Genomic DNA, 14069 nt, shown 5'->3' on the forward strand with positions numbered 1-14069 from the left:
AATTCTTTAATTTATAAACTAAATTATTTAGTTTAATCATTTTAATCGCCAAATTAAATACTAATATAATTAGTATTTAATTTGGAATTGCGCTTCAGTTTAGACTAACTTTGCAGCTGTAACCTAATTTTATCATCATGTCAACGGAGAAACAGATTATCCATATGGATCAGGATGCCTTCTTTGTTTCTGTGGAAGTAAAGAAAGATCCCAGCCTGATCGGAAAGCCCGTCATTATCGGTGGAAGTTCAGATCGGGGAGTGGTGGCTTCCTGCAGTTATGAGGCTCGTAAGTTCGGCGTGCACTCTGCGATGTCATCACGGATGGCCAAGCAGCTCTGTCCGCATGCAGTGTTTCTCCGGGGCAACATGGATGAATATTCCAAGGCGTCCCATGAGATCACCGCCATTCTGAAAGAGCGCGTACCACTCATAGAAAAAGCGAGTATTGATGAACACTACATCGATATGACTGGTATGGACCGATTCCATTCCACCCACAAGTATGCGCATGAACTCAGGGCATTGGTGATCAAAGAAACTGGCCTGCCCATTTCTTTTGGACTCTCGGTAAATAAGACGGTTTCTAAAATGGCCACCAATGAGTGCAAGCCCAATGGTGAACTCAATGTTGCGCAGCCTGAAGTGCAGCCCTTCATCAACCCTTTGTCCATCCGGAAAATCCCCGGGCTGGGAGAGAAGACCTTTGTCAAACTCAGTGATATGGGCATTAAAAAGATTTATACCCTATCCCAGCACTTTCAAAGACCGCTCGGTGATCCGGGAGATCGGAAAAGTGATGGGATTGCCCAAATCAGAGATAGATGGATTCACTGACCCAAGCCGGTCTGCATTGAACGGTGATAACGAGACTTTTAAAAAGATCATGATGATCCATGAGTTGATGAGTGACATGCCCAACCAGCGCAGCATACACGCCGGTGGAGTATTGATCTCAGAGGAACCAATCACCTATTATACTGCTTTGGACCTGCCGCCTAAAGGAATGCCAACGGTACAGTGGGACATGTACGAGGCAGAAGAGATCGGCTATGATAAATATGATATCCTCTCCCAGCGCGGCATTGGTCACATCAAAGAAGCGGTAAAGCTGGTGGAACAAAACCAGCAGAAGCGGATCGACATCCACCAGGTAAAGGAATTCATGAAAGACACGAACCTCAATGCAAGGCTTAAAACCGGCAATACCATAGGCTGCTTTTACATTGAATCCCCTGCAATGCGGCAGTTGTTGACCAAACTCACTTGTGGGGATTACCTGACGCTGGTGGCCGCAAGTTCCATCATCCGCCCTGGTGTCGCGCAATCGGGTATGATGAAAACTTATATCCAGAATTTTCATCGGCCTGAGCAGGTAGTCTATCTGCATCCGGTGATGGAAGAACAGATGAAGGAAACCTTTGGCGTGATGGTATACCAGGAGGATGTGATCAAAGTTTGCATCCATTACGCCGGGATGGACGGAACTGATGCCGACATCTTAAGACGCGGGATGAGTGGTAAGTACCGATCCCGCGTAGAGTTCGACCGACTGGTAGAAAAGTTCCATGAAGGGGCCAAAGTTTTGGGTAGACCCGAGGAAGTGACCAAAGAGATCTGGCGGCAGGTCTCCAGTTTTGCAGGCTACAGTTTTTCAAAAGCCCACTCGGCGAGTTTCGCAGTAGAGAGCTACCAAAGCCTGTTCTTAAAGACTTATTATCCTAAAGAATTCATGGTGGGCGTATTGAACAATTACGGTGGATTTTATACGCGGTGGCTATATGTACATGAACTAAAAAAAGCTGGAGCAAAAGTTCATTTGCCCTGTGTAAACCATAGTTCCTCAGTAGTCTCCATTTCAGGAGAAGATGCTTACCTGGGCTTTGTGGGAATCCAGGGCCTGGAAGGAAAGTTGATCCAGGCTATACCTGAGGAACGGAAGCATAATGGGGAATACCTGGATCTGGAGGATTTCGTGAAACGCCTGGAGATCGGTCTGGAGCAAATGATCATCCTCATCCGCTGCGGTACACTGCGTTTTACCGGGAAAAGTAAAAAGACCTTACTTTGGGAAGTTCATGCGCTGCTTGGACAGAAGATCAAACCCAATAACCATGCTGAGCTTTTTCAGGTAGAAGCCAGGAAATTTGTACTTCCGGAATTGGTCAATACCAAACTGGAAGACGCTTATCATGAGCTGGAACTCCTTGGGTATCCCTTGAGCTTATCCATGTTTGATCTGCTAAAAACGAATTATAGGGGGGAAGTGAGCTCGAAGGACTTACCCAGTTGCATTGGTAAGACCGTACGCATGGTTGGTTTGTACGTTTGCGAAAAGACGGTTCGCACAAAGAACAACAAAAAAATGTGGTTTGGCACTTTCCTGGATCATGGCGGTGAATTCTTTGATACCACGCATTTCTCCAATACGACTCCGATCTATCCGTTCCGGGGTACGGGCTGCTACCTGATCCAGGGAAAGGTAGTTGAGGATTTTGGATTCCCCAGTATAGAAGTACAGAAATTTGCCAAGCTGGAAATACAACCAAATCCAGTAATGAACTGATAACAACAAAGAATTACAATTGATATGATTGAACTGATCTATTTTTCTAAAGCCGGGAATTCGAAAAAAGCTTATCAACTGATCCAGCCCCGACGTGGCGAGCCCTGGCAGATCGTAGATGGAGATGAGCTGATCGGCGAACTTCAGCAAATGCAGGGCCTCTGGAAACTGCGCTGTCAGGGAGATATTCCTGAAGGCATGTGCAAGGATTTGGCAATGCTGATCGAATCTCAACAGTTTAACCAGCTTCCAGAAGAAATCAAAACACACTGGCCTGGAAAAGTGCTTGAAGTCATTGTTATAAATGATGCCGAATATTTGGTCATCTGCCAGCCGAAAACAGATTTAGAAAGATTTGTAAAGGTATTTGCCGCCTATGTTCCGCATTTGTTAAAGGATGAATGGGCAATCCTGTTTAAAATATACGATGCGGAAATGAGCGAAGATTTTGAGGTTACCGTCCAAAGAGGGAAGGCTTGATGGAACAACTCAGCATGTTTAAGGAAGCGGGGCAAAGCCCCGGACTACCTGAAGAATTACTGGAATATCATCCGGGTTTATTTACTGAAAACGAGAGTGGTATCTTATTAAATCATTTTATCGCCAATTCCCCCTGGAAGCAAAAGATCGTCAGAATGTATGATAAGGAAGTCATTACACCAAGATGGACCGCATGGTATGCCGATGGAGAAACTTATGACTATACCTCGTTGCGAAGGTCAGCACCCAATCTCTGGACTCCTGAGCTGCAAATGATCCGGAACAAGGTGGAAGCTATTGCTGGTATCCGCTTTAATTCTGTATTGTTGAACTATTACCGTGATGGCAATGACTCGGTAGCCTGGCACAGTGATAATGAAAAGGCATTGGGTACTCATCCGGTTATTGCTTCTGTAAGTTTCGGTCAGGTTCGTTGCTTTGATATCCGCAATAAGGCGGACCATAGTCAGAAATATTCGATACGACTGGAAAGCGGGGCATTGATGATTATGAAGGGAGATTTACAACAAAACTGGGAGCATCGGATCGCGAAGAGCACTCATCCGATGAAGGCCCGCGTCAACCTGACTTTTAGGGTGGTGATTTGATTTTTGTCTTTTAGAAGACATCTGATCCAGGACTTTTTGGAAATAGCATTGCAACAATAGTGAAATATGGGCTCAAATGAGCCCCTCATTGTAAGTTTCGCTTAATTCAATGTAATATACAGCTAATGATCAGGGTTACTTTCTACCGCTAATTTCTGTATTGGTACTATTGCTTCGGTGACTTTCGGGGATACGCAGATTTTTAAAGTTCGCCATAAGTCCAAGAAAGACATTTCGCCGCTGGACGTTCCGCTCACCCATGGCAGCTTGCTGCTCATGGGGATACGATGCAGGCGCATTATGCGCATCATGTGCCGAAAACGGCGAGATCGGTCGGCCCAAGAATCAACCTGACTTTCCGGATTTCAGAATCCCTTAAGCCGGTCTATCTGGTCAGGCCTGTTGCTGAGGAAAGTTCAAAAACCAGGTTTGCCTGATACTTGTTAAATAAACAAAAGACTTGAACATGCTGAAAGAACCGATATTAAAGATCCTGAATAAAATCTATCAGCCTGATACGATGATAGAAATGAAATTCAAACGTTATGACCTAGCCTTTAAAACGGATACAAAGGGCAGGGCGATCTTACTTTTTATAGGGGAGAAGGATGCTTCCGGTAAAATTAAAGGGGAACGTTATGCCCGAAGGTTATTGGAAAATACGGAGGGTATCGTGCTGAAAGACCATTGGGATCATAAAGGCAAGGCAAGCGCGCAGCTCAGCTGAGTTTTCATTTCGCCCTGTTTTCCCGCTCCGTCCAGGATTGAAGGAGCCCATCCGGTCCGCTGCCAAAATAAGGGTCGTTCTCCGGTACAGGAATGCCATCCACTTTCTCGCAAACACCTTCAGGCCGCTGGTCGCTGAGCTTGATCAAATCCGGTTCTTCTCCACCGGGATAGGCACCGACCACTGCAAAATCCTCCGTATGTCTCAAGGAAATATGACCGGTTCCCGCAGGTAAGATGATCACATCGCCGGGATGTACCTCCAGTTTTTCTCCTTCGGGTCCGCCGAGCTGCAGGATTGCATTTCCGGCGTAAACCCCCAGGACTTCGTGGGTATTGGTGTGGTAGTGGTGAAAATCATAGACCCTCCAGCGGAAAGCATTACTCCAGCCATTTTCAGCAAACCTGTTCTCCAGGAAATCAGCTGCTGTTTTATCCTCCAGGTCAAGCCTGGTATGATAAACGATCACCGGATACTTACTGTTGGGAATTGTTCCGTCATCTGTGAAGTTGTATATTTCAGCTTTGCTTTCCATTGCTTAATATTTCTAGATTTCATGGGCGTAGATCTGCTGCCCGATTTCTTCGGCAACCCGGACAGGGAGCTGGCCAAAGCCATTCCAGAATATTCCTGCTGCAGTGATCTCGGGGTAAAGGTCTGCCAGTAACTTATTCCCATGACTGACCCTGTAAACGCCGTCTTCCATAGGCAGCACGCTGAGCCTCATGCCTGAGGCCTGGATCTGGTAGGGTTCTATTTCATGGAAAAAAGTTTTCATTACATGTTATGTTCGGTGATCAGTTCGCCAACCTGCTGCACAAATCCATCTTCCAGTTCGTCCTGGGTAGTCCATTTCACCTGATCGCCATCAGGCTCAGGAAAGATCACGCCGACTTTGATTTCACCTTCCAGGATGCGGTAAAGCCCGTTTTCAAGCGGTTCAATGGTAAAGCGGTCTTCTAATAGTTGTATTTCAAATGATTCCATATGATGTAAACAACATGCTGAGCATTAGGTTTTAGCTGATACAACCTGAGGTATGGAAATGAATGTTGCAAATGAATCCGGTTTGAAGGATACCGGCATTTTATTAAATTCGTAATGAATTATAAGCTATGGCGATACACGTTGCAATCACCCGCAAAATCCTTCCCGGGAAGGAAGAGGAATTTAAAGCATCCCTTCGGAACTTTCTTGGGGAATCCTTTGCGCAGGGTGGCGTACATGGTGCCGCAATTATTTCTTCGTTTCCCGGAGCGGAGGATAATGAAATCGGGATTTTAAGGACCTTTAAAGATATTCAGGAACGGGACGCTTTTTACAATTCTGAGCAGTTTATGCGATGGGAAGCTTATGCGTCCACACTTACTGAAACGCCTGTGTATAGGGACCTGACAGGGCTAGAGGCCTGGTTTCGTTCTGCAAGCCCTCCACCACGCTGGAAAATGGCCATCGCGACACTATGTGGAGTTTTTCCAACCAGTCTTCTTTTATATTATTTTACAGGTTGGTTATTGATTGGTTTGCCCGCTCCGCTGAGGATACTGATCACAGGCATGCTGATGGTTGGCCTGCTGACCTGGGTAGTGATGCCCTTGATTACCAAGATTCTAAAGCCCTGGTTGAGCAGAAATCCACCTTCCTGATTGCCAGCTGATTCGGCTATCCGTTAGCTCCCTGCTGTGTCTGTTTGAGCTATACCACCCGGACCATACAGCGCACATCTTTATCCGAAACGTACCATTCTAGGCAATAGCCCTGCGGATCAATATCAGGTAATTGGGTAAGCTCTTCGAATGCTGCGCCAATGGCTTCAATATTTTTCATAAAATCCCTGATCAGGATGCATTGGTATTCACCGGAGGGTAGGATCAGGGGAGCAAGATCATGCTTCGCCAGTTCACCAGGCTGCAGCTCTTCTGCCGCGGCTTTATAAATGATCCCTCCGTTTTCCATTCTGGATACACCAAAATATTTCCGTTCTTCAGAAAATGGCACCAGGGCATGGAGTTTCTGATGTGCCTTCAAAATGCCTTCGGGGAAGCTTTCTGCGTCCACGCAGAAAACTTTGATGTCTGTAGCAATCGTTATTTTTTCCATCGTCGTTATGTTCATTTTATTCGCTTGATCAGTACCCATTAAAGGTTCGTGCCTTTTGGTTCGCCAGGATGGTGGATATTTATCAGCTTCGGAAAGGTTATCCCGGCAACTGTTTATTGCTGCCCGGAATTACAGTAGGAGTGAATGGTCCGGATCCTACCCATGGCGTCGAATTCATAGACGTCGCAGGAGTGAACGGCATTAACCAGTTCTCCGTCCCTTTTAAATTCACCGTAACCGTAAATCACCACCTTGCCCTCAGCAACCAGGCTTCCGCCTTCCCGGAAGTCGGTTTCAATGCTGGAGAAATAGTCGGCGATCCCTTTGCAAAATTCCATTACCTGCGCTTTTCCGATCAAATGTTTTCGGTCTTCATAAATGTGGAACTCGACTTCGTCAGCAAGCCGGTCAGCAACTTCAGCGAATTTTCCGCCAGAGAACAGCCGTGCTACGCCCAATAAATTTTCCATATGTCAATTGTTTAGCAATTACTAAGACAAATATAGCTGAGCTTTGGTTTAAGGAAGCTTGCTGAATGCGTCATTATACAGGGGGTAATGCGCCATGACCTTGCTGAGGTATTGAACCTTATCTATCTTTCGGAAACGATCAGTTTCTCTTAATAAAATGCAAAAGAAAATCTGATATGGAAGCCAGGGGGGATAAAATATTTTCAATAAGAGCGGTAAATCTCTTCCAAACCTTATCTTCGGTCATATGAAATCCTCTTTTCCTGCCCTATATTCTACCCTTTGTCCAAACGCACTCTCCTCACTGATTTCAGAGAGTTACGATTTAGGTACTGTGAAATGTAAATTCCTGGTACGAGGTGTAGGTGATACCTACCTTGTGGAATCACCAAAAGACAGGTTCATACTTCGAATCTACCGCGCTACCCATAGAACTTTGCCGCAGATACAAGAGGAAGTGAAATTATTACTCGCATTGGAGCAGCAAAAGGTATCCGTATCTTATCCCATCACGGACAGATCAGGGAAAGAGATTATAGAGTTGGAAGCGGCCGAAGGATTAAGATATGGGATGCTATTTAGTTATGCTCCGGGTAAGGCAGTCAAATTATTGAACGATAGCCAGCTCAGCAATCTTGGCCGAGAGATGGCACAGTTTCACAATGTGTCATCCACCATTAGTCTGGGAGGGGCCAGATGGCATTTTAATCACAAAACAACGCTTCAAGAACCCTTAGCGATATTACAACCTGCACTTGCAGATGACCCCTCAGCATATGCATGGTTACAACATACAGTAGCACAGGTTGAAACGAAATTAAGTACGATAAATGATCTAGACTTCTCAAAAGGCTATTGCCATTTTGATTTTCTACCTAAAAATTTTCATTTCGATAATGATCGTGTTACCCTTTTTGACTTTGATTTTATGGGATATGGCTGGTTGGTAAATGACATCATGACCTTCTGGCAACATCTTACACTCGATGTATTTACAGGACGAATGACACAAGACGCGGCGGATGCAGCCTACAGCGAATTCATTAAAGCATACCGCCAATATCGGTCAGTCAGCGAACAGGAATTGTCCACGGTGCCTTACCTCGCAATTGGCTTTTGGCTTTTCTATATGGCTTTTCATACCACTCACGATCAATTTTACACTTTTAGCCAGCCATCGCAAGTAAAAGCCTACATCGGAGTTTTGAAGCACATTGTAAAAACCTACTGGGACAGTTGATCACTAAGCGAAGGGAAAAAACTGTTTGTGCAACCAGGGCCCTCCAAGATAGTTCCACAAATCAAGTCCGGTCGCTTTCACTTCAAAAGGAGTAAAGTCCTTTGACAATTCTGCCATCAGGGCGCTGGCCTGTTCAGGGCTGGTCTTATTTTGAATGGTAATGTGCGCCCTGAATCCCTTTCTGTCCTGGGCGCTGAGTGCCGCTTCGAATTTGACTTTTATCCCGTTGCGCAGGGAACTGAGCTCCGGGGCTTCCAGCTTGTAGGCGACACCGGCGCCAAGGTGGATGAGTTTACTGACCTGCATGTTGAATCTGGGGTGCTTTAGATCAGCAATTAGTTCTGCGGTCTCAGGACTGTCAGGAAGTTTATGAAATAAGGTTAGGTGCGCTTTAAGAAAGTTTCGTTCCGGCGGAAAATGTGCTTCTCGAAGTTTGTCAAAATGCGCTTGTGACTGCTCGTCGAGCCGAACAGTCAGGATCATGGCTGGCTCGAATTGTTGCATTTTAAGGTTTTTGGATGTCGTCCAGCGATGTGTGGTTCGAGCTTTCAGTTTTTTTGATCACCGTTAATTCCCCGTTAAGTTCCATAATGACCGCTACGACCTGGTCGACATCGAGCATGCGGAACTTTCTGATTTCGGCGTAAATTTCTTCATGCGTGAGGACTTCCTTTTTCATGGCTTCTTCCAGGAATACCCCACGGTAGAAGACCATCGTAGGGGAAGAATTGATCACCTTTTCCAGCGTTTCGGATTCGCGTGCCGTCCAGGCCAGCAGATATTGCAGTCCTATGATGATGGCCATTGCGACCGTTCCTTCCAGCATGGTCACTTTTCCCAGCATCATGGAAGATAAGGTAGAACCGAGCGTTACGGTGACTACGAAATCAAATGCGGTCAGTTTAGCGAGGGTTCTTTTGCCCGATATCCGAATAAACAGAAATAAGATAAAATAGGCCAGTATCGAGCATAGGGCTACATGCCATACGCTTTCCCAATTTTTAAACAGGAGTTCCTTCATATTAGACTAACAGTGAATTCAGGAGTTTGTTGATAGATGGTTACTCATCTAATGTCATCAGATCTAAATTCCTACAGGACACGCAATTTTCAAACTTCGGAACCGAGCGAGGAATTGGGATTTCTAAAAACTTTCACACCCCTCTCTTGTTAAAATTTTATAAATCGACCCTATGAAAGATAAGATAATATTGCCCTTAAGTGCTCCGCAGGCTCAGATTGTGCCTGTAAATAACCAGCCAGAGGTTGCCAGAGTAGAGCGGACACTTTCCTTTTTGGCTGGGGGCTGGCTCCTATATCAAAGCTTAAAGAAAATGGCCAAATTCCCTGTCATCGGATTACAGGGACTGGCAACTAGTGGATTTTTACTGTATCGTGGGGCTACGGGGCAATGGCCATCGTATCACCGACTGCAAAGGATCACCGGACTGACTGCTGCTGAGACCCCAACCGTGGTTATGCAGGTTCTACACTGAGTCCAAATTCGTTTTTGTAGTTTCAATAAGAAATATAAATGGTTCGGCTGATATATGTGTAACCAGACAAGGCACAAGCAATACTGCGAAATGGCGTTTAGGCAAGTTTTAGAAAGATCATGAGCATCTTTTAGGCTTCTCCGTCTACCGCAGAGATACTTCTGTACTCAGGCCTCAGCAACTAATGGATGTCGTAAATAGGTTCAGGATTTCAGGGCCATCCAGCGGTGAGCTGGTCGTTGCAGATGCCGATAATCAGGATGGCTATGAAGGGCAATCTGTAACAGAACTGAGCGCATAGAATGGCGAAGTCCACTAAAGCAATGGGGGCCAAGCTGACCCTGACTTTTAGGCACGTGATTTGATTTTTTTCTGATTTTCTGTTTTGCCTTTGGGACCTATTATAGATTTCGTTTTGTGCTTTGTTGTACCTGTTGATTTTGCAGCGGTCGTCCTGTTGCCCGGCTTTCTCTTTTCCATGCGTTGTTCGAGTAAGGTTAAGCGTTTTTCCCATTTGATCAAAAGAGGATCGGCATTCAGGGGCAGGCCGTCTTTATCCATAAGTCCCAGACTGATCGCTAGATCTTTTGATAAACCCGCGATGATCTCGTTATTTTCGATCCAAGCTTTTTGTTTTTCCAGATAACTGGTTTTAAAATTGTTGATAGCTAGCTTAATGATATTTATTTCTTTCTGGCTATTCTTCTGCCTGCGATAGATGATCATCAGGCGATCGTAAACAACATGTTCGTCGGAATTGATCTTCAGCACACTCTGGTACAACTTTTCTGCGGCTTTTAGATCGCCATCTTTTTCTCTCTGCCTGGCTTCTTTTACTTTCTGCCCTGCTCTGGATCGGTTCTTCATTCTCATTTTTATTAGGAAAACAAACGGTGAGCCCTTTGGTTGTTGTCTAAATCAAATCGTAAATGATATCCGTATTTGGGGGTTCAACCGCGCTAATGCGACAAAATAACAGCGATCATTCTAAACTGCTCTACCTAAAAATGTACCATTGTGTTTAGATCATACATTGCTGAATTGCTTGAGGATACTGGTATTTTATCTTTTGATTTTTGTTTGACTGGTTGGCTTGGGTAACTATATCTCGCGGTTGTTATTCATGAAATCAAGGATCAAATAGAGATTTCGCGGGCTTAGTTATTAGCTGTCGTTTTTACAAGCACTTTAATTTTTGTTTTCTTGTATTTGCTCGGCAGGATGGCTGAAATCCCCTTGGCTGCACCATTTGTTGATAAGTTCGGCAAGCTTGGTGGGATTGAGAATGTACCTGGGGTGGTCTAGGTCGACGATGGCTTGCGGCATGCCTGCTGCTTTGGCGGTCTCCGGATCTTGAACAAGCACTTTTCCACCGTTTGCTGCGATGGCTAGGGCGCCATTCAGCCCGTCTTTTCCGCCCCCGGAAAGGATGATTCCTATGGCTTTGCCTTTAAAGTCCCGGGCAAGTGATTCATAGAAGATGTCGACCGAGGAGTTGCGGACCTGGGAGTCACGGGATTGCACGCGCAGCCAACCCTCTGTTACAATCAAAGTGGTATTTTCTATCAGCACATAGACATGTCCTGGTTGCAACTGGGTATCACTTTCTACCCTGATTACAGGGATATCTGTTCTTTCGCATAGCAATTTATCAAGTATGCTTCTTCTGCCGCGTTCTAGGTGACTGAGGATGACAAAGGCTGCATCTACTTTTTTAGAAAGGTGATCAAAAAATTCATTTAATGCCTGGAGTCCACCTAGGGAGGATCCGATGGCTATGGTATAAAATGTTTTCTCCATTGGTTTAATTCTGGCTTTTTAGTAACAACTTGCTGGGATTTTAGTTTACAGTCGTTGGTCAGGGCTGAATCCTAGGTTTGAATTTTCAGGTCAATCAATCTTCCTAAATTTTATCGGCTAATATTACTAACCCTGAGATTGAGTAGGGGGAATTCGTTTTTTGATGCGTCTCCTCCGGTATCTGCGATTCAATTACTCGCGATGTAGTTTTTACGAAGACAAATCTTTTGAACTGACCATAGGATATTCAGACCAGGCGGCGACTTTGCTCAAAGGCCTTTACAAAACTAAGGGGGACAGTTTGAATGTAACGATTTTTATGCAGCAGCAAGCCCGTCAGGCACTTTAGAACAATCATCAATATTCTAGGAACACAAGGCTTTGACCTAGACCTATATATTGGGGTTTTTTGGTACGCACCCTTTACAAGGAGAGGAAATTAACCCTGAATTAAGCACTTTGTTGAAGGTTAGCTACTCATCTACTGCAGTTGCAAGACATTCGCACCTAATGGTTCTTCCCTTTTTCGCTCCAGCTTTTTATCATGAACGGTCACGTTGATCTCCAGTGAGCCTGTGCTTACGGTCGCTGACAGCAAATGTCCGCCCCAGGCTTTGAAGGAAGCGTCGGTGACTATGCCATGAACGTGTAAGGATGGAAGCTCCTTTTGCCATGCGATGGAACCGGTCATGCTGGCCATTTCTACCTCCTTGAAATCTTTCGGCTTGTATTCCTTGGTCTTGAAATCAAAGAAGCCAAAGCGTGCGTTGATAAAGCCCATTCCGGTAAAGTTCGCGGAGGGTATTTTTTCAGCAATGGCGAATTTCTCGATTTCTTTAAACACATCGTCTCCCTGACGCAGGACCATCAGGTATCCGGTAGGGGTTTTTACATAACGGGCGGTATCGGTAGTCTGGGCCGTAACGCTACAACCGAGAAACAGGAGCAACCAGAGTAGGGGGTATTTTTTCATTGTTTAGTTATTTTAATGAGCTGTGCATTTATTTACCTTCTTTTAAGGAACAGCAGGGCTTTTGCGATTGTTTCTGGAAATTTTTATATCTCTCAGGAATGGGAGTATCTAATGGGTGGAAATCTTCACAATATTGGCAGTAAGAAAATGTGACTGCCGCATTTGCTGAAAACTTTCCTTTATCAAACTGGTTATCAATTCAAAACTATCTATCATGGAAAACGATAAAGAGATTACCAGCGAGCTGAAAGGGCTGATCAACATTTTGAATGATGGCAAAGAGGGATATGCTTCGGCCAGCGATACCACGGAAAGTACGGAACTTAAGGGGCTGTTTTTGAATTATGCGGCGCAGCGTTCTGCCTTTGCAGAGGAACTGAAAGCCCACCTTGCCGCGCATGGCGGGGAATCGGAAAATGAAAGCGGCGGGGTACTGGGTGCCTTGCACCGTACCTGGATTGACATCAAACAAGCCTTGAGCAGTAAAGAGGATTCAGCAATTCTTGGCGCCATTGAAACCGGGGAACAGGCAGCTATCGATAAGTTTGATGCGGTGCTGGACCATCCGGAAACGCATGCTGATCATATTGAGCTATTGCAGCGCCAGAGAACTGCAATTCGTGAAGCACTGTCTGAAATCCAGACCTATCACCACCGCCTGGAAAACATCAATGAATAGCAGGGGCTGAAAGCTTTTCGCTGGACTTGGTAAATCATCACAGCACATCAATTAAAATTATATATCATGGAAAACGAGGAAAATAAAGAAAGCGGATCGCTGCTGTCAGGGCAGGAGCCACATCAGAGAGAAGAACTGGATCAGGCAACTGGCGCCAGCGCGGGATCATTTACGCTTGAACCTGAAAAAGGTATCACGCCCGAACCGGATGAGTATAATAAAGGAGGGGAGCAGGGCAACATCAAGCAGCTGGATGACCGGGAAACAGATATGGGAACTTCCACTGCCTTTGATCCGGTCAGTGAGATCGATTTGGATGCAGACGAGACCACTGTGACAGCGGAAGACCTTAGGGCTCTAGATGGGATAGACGATGACGAGAGTACCCTCTAAAATCGTTCCGGCATGGAAGAGATTGGATTTGGCGGCAGCTGTCACTGGTGTACTGAGGCAATTTTCCTGTCGTTGCGGGGCGTTGTTGAAGTACGCCAGGGATGGATCGCTGCATCCGATGCGCCATCAATATTCTCAGAAGCGGTAATTGTTTGTTTCGATCCGGAGCTGATTCCACTGGAAATGCTCATCACAGTGCACCTGCACACCCACAGTGCGACCTCATCGCACAGCATGCGCAGTAAATACCGCTCTGCGGTGTATTGTCACAGTGCCGCCCAACAGGCGCTTGCCCTGGCGATTATCCATGGATTACAACAGGACTTCGAGGAAAGCATCATTACAGAAGTGCTGGAATTTTCGGCTTTTAAGCTGAATCAGTCTGAATACTTAAACTATTACTACAGTGATCCTGAGAAACCCTTTTGCCGCAACATTGTCAATCCGAAATTGTTGCAGTTGCTGAAAGACTTTGCTGCACATGTGGATCCGGATAAACTGCGTCACCTGCGCAGTTCGCAGACAAAGGGCTGAATCC

22 protein-coding genes are annotated in these 14069 nt (G+C 45.5%); 12 read left to right on the forward strand and 10 right to left on the reverse strand.

What is annotated here, in order from left to right:
* The first annotated feature begins 137 nt into the window (after positions 1–137).
* From WAE59_RS03740 to WAE59_RS03760, 6 genes are all read left to right on the forward strand, one after another.
* Complete coding sequence (locus WAE59_RS03740; RefSeq protein WP_337854592.1) at positions 138–836, forward strand: Y-family DNA polymerase; 699 nt, start codon at positions 138–140, stop codon at positions 834–836.
* Entirely contained in the window at positions 718–2565 is a 1848-nt protein-coding gene (locus WAE59_RS03745) for a helix-hairpin-helix domain-containing protein (protein WP_337854593.1), read from the forward strand. The genes WAE59_RS03740 and WAE59_RS03745 overlap by 119 nt, the downstream gene beginning before the upstream one ends.
* Positions 2566–2589: 24 nt before the next feature.
* Positions 2590–3045 carry a hypothetical protein gene (locus WAE59_RS03750; protein WP_337854594.1) on the forward strand — a complete coding sequence of 152 codons (456 nt, stop codon included), beginning with the start codon at positions 2590–2592 and terminating at the stop codon, positions 3043–3045.
* On the forward strand, positions 3045–3653 hold the full coding sequence (locus tag WAE59_RS03755; RefSeq protein WP_337854595.1) for an alpha-ketoglutarate-dependent dioxygenase AlkB family protein: 609 nt from the start codon (positions 3045–3047) through the stop codon (positions 3651–3653). The genes WAE59_RS03750 and WAE59_RS03755 overlap by 1 nt, the downstream gene beginning before the upstream one ends.
* 177 nt (positions 3654–3830) lie before the next feature.
* Entirely contained in the window at positions 3831–4007 is a 177-nt protein-coding gene (locus tag WAE59_RS25815; RefSeq protein ID WP_443147241.1) for a hypothetical protein, read from the forward strand.
* A gap of 112 nt (positions 4008–4119) precedes the next feature.
* Positions 4120–4380 (forward strand): hypothetical protein, encoded by a 261-nt coding sequence (locus tag WAE59_RS03760; RefSeq protein ID WP_337854596.1) that lies wholly within the window; start codon positions 4120–4122, stop codon positions 4378–4380.
* A 4-nt stretch (positions 4381–4384) separates the two neighbouring features.
* On the opposite strand, the gene WAE59_RS03765 is transcribed toward WAE59_RS03760, so the two are convergent.
* The 3 genes from WAE59_RS03765 to WAE59_RS03775 are packed head-to-tail and all read right to left on the reverse strand — an operon-like array spanning position 4385 to position 5367.
* Positions 4385–4915, reverse strand: coding sequence for a hypothetical protein (locus WAE59_RS03765; RefSeq protein ID WP_337854597.1), 531 nt, complete (start codon positions 4913–4915; stop codon positions 4385–4387).
* Between the two features lie 12 nt (positions 4916–4927).
* Positions 4928–5158: a hypothetical protein gene (locus WAE59_RS03770; protein WP_337854598.1), complete on the reverse strand. Its 231-nt coding sequence runs from the start codon at positions 5156–5158 to the stop codon at positions 4928–4930.
* Positions 5158–5367: a hypothetical protein gene (locus WAE59_RS03775; RefSeq protein ID WP_337854599.1), complete on the reverse strand. Its 210-nt coding sequence runs from the start codon at positions 5365–5367 to the stop codon at positions 5158–5160. The genes WAE59_RS03770 and WAE59_RS03775 overlap by 1 nt, the downstream gene beginning before the upstream one ends.
* A gap of 128 nt (positions 5368–5495) precedes the next feature.
* Between WAE59_RS03775 and WAE59_RS03780 the strand changes: the two genes are divergently transcribed.
* The gene (locus WAE59_RS03780) at positions 5496–6026 is read left to right on the forward strand and encodes an antibiotic biosynthesis monooxygenase (RefSeq protein WP_337854600.1); all 531 of its coding nucleotides are present in this window, start codon (positions 5496–5498) and stop codon (positions 6024–6026) included.
* 49 nt (positions 6027–6075) lie between these two features.
* Here WAE59_RS03780 and WAE59_RS03785 read toward each other — a convergent pair whose 3' ends face one another.
* Together WAE59_RS03785 and WAE59_RS03790 are read right to left on the reverse strand one after the other, a co-directional pair.
* A complete protein-coding gene (locus WAE59_RS03785) occupies positions 6076–6480 on the reverse strand; it encodes a transcriptional regulator (RefSeq protein WP_337854601.1) in 405 nt (134 codons plus the stop codon).
* A 113-nt stretch (positions 6481–6593) separates the two neighbouring features.
* A complete protein-coding gene (locus WAE59_RS03790) occupies positions 6594–6950 on the reverse strand; it encodes a nuclear transport factor 2 family protein (protein WP_337854602.1) in 357 nt (118 codons plus the stop codon).
* A 247-nt stretch (positions 6951–7197) separates the two neighbouring features.
* Between WAE59_RS03790 and WAE59_RS03795 the strand changes: the two genes are divergently transcribed.
* Positions 7198–8190: a phosphotransferase enzyme family protein gene (locus WAE59_RS03795; protein WP_337854603.1), complete on the forward strand. Its 993-nt coding sequence runs from the start codon at positions 7198–7200 to the stop codon at positions 8188–8190.
* Positions 8191–8193: 3 nt separating this feature from the next.
* Here the strand turns inward: WAE59_RS03795 and WAE59_RS03800 are convergent, their stop codons facing one another.
* Positions 8194–8694 carry a 2'-5' RNA ligase family protein gene (locus WAE59_RS03800; protein ID WP_337854604.1) on the reverse strand — a complete coding sequence of 167 codons (501 nt, stop codon included), beginning with the start codon at positions 8692–8694 and terminating at the stop codon, positions 8194–8196.
* Position 8695: 1 nt separating this feature from the next.
* The gene (locus tag WAE59_RS03805; protein ID WP_337854605.1) at positions 8696–9211 is read right to left on the reverse strand and encodes a DUF421 domain-containing protein; all 516 of its coding nucleotides are present in this window, start codon (positions 9209–9211) and stop codon (positions 8696–8698) included.
* Positions 9212–9383: 172 nt separating this feature from the next.
* On the opposite strand from WAE59_RS03805, the gene WAE59_RS03810 reads away from it, so the two are divergent.
* Positions 9384–9686, forward strand: a complete 303-nt coding sequence (locus WAE59_RS03810) for a hypothetical protein (RefSeq protein ID WP_337854606.1) — start codon at positions 9384–9386, stop codon at positions 9684–9686.
* Between the two features lie 348 nt (positions 9687–10034).
* Here the strand turns inward: WAE59_RS03810 and WAE59_RS03815 are convergent, their stop codons facing one another.
* From WAE59_RS03815 to WAE59_RS03825, 3 genes are all read right to left on the reverse strand, one after another.
* On the reverse strand, positions 10035–10553 hold the full coding sequence (locus WAE59_RS03815) for a hypothetical protein (protein ID WP_337854607.1): 519 nt from the start codon (positions 10551–10553) through the stop codon (positions 10035–10037).
* 321 nt (positions 10554–10874) lie between these two features.
* Positions 10875–11486: a chemotaxis protein CheB gene (locus WAE59_RS03820; RefSeq protein WP_337854608.1), complete on the reverse strand. Its 612-nt coding sequence runs from the start codon at positions 11484–11486 to the stop codon at positions 10875–10877.
* Between the two features lie 481 nt (positions 11487–11967).
* Positions 11968–12459 carry a PPC domain-containing DNA-binding protein gene (locus WAE59_RS03825; RefSeq protein ID WP_337854609.1) on the reverse strand — a complete coding sequence of 164 codons (492 nt, stop codon included), beginning with the start codon at positions 12457–12459 and terminating at the stop codon, positions 11968–11970.
* Between the two features lie 214 nt (positions 12460–12673).
* Between WAE59_RS03825 and WAE59_RS03830 the strand changes: the two genes are divergently transcribed.
* The 3 genes from WAE59_RS03830 (at position 12674) to WAE59_RS03840 (ending at position 14065) form a co-directional block, all read left to right on the forward strand.
* Positions 12674–13138: a ferritin-like domain-containing protein gene (locus WAE59_RS03830; protein WP_337854610.1), complete on the forward strand. Its 465-nt coding sequence runs from the start codon at positions 12674–12676 to the stop codon at positions 13136–13138.
* Positions 13139–13204: 66 nt separating this feature from the next.
* Positions 13205–13531 carry a hypothetical protein gene (locus tag WAE59_RS03835; protein ID WP_337854611.1) on the forward strand — a complete coding sequence of 109 codons (327 nt, stop codon included), beginning with the start codon at positions 13205–13207 and terminating at the stop codon, positions 13529–13531.
* A gap of 12 nt (positions 13532–13543) precedes the next feature.
* The gene (locus WAE59_RS03840) at positions 13544–14065 is read left to right on the forward strand and encodes a peptide-methionine (S)-S-oxide reductase (protein WP_337854612.1); all 522 of its coding nucleotides are present in this window, start codon (positions 13544–13546) and stop codon (positions 14063–14065) included.
* Positions 14066–14069: the final 4 nt, after the last annotated feature.

This window comes from Pedobacter sp. GR22-6 (assembly GCF_037402555.1).
Taxonomy (GTDB): domain Bacteria; phylum Bacteroidota; class Bacteroidia; order Sphingobacteriales; family Sphingobacteriaceae; genus Pedobacter.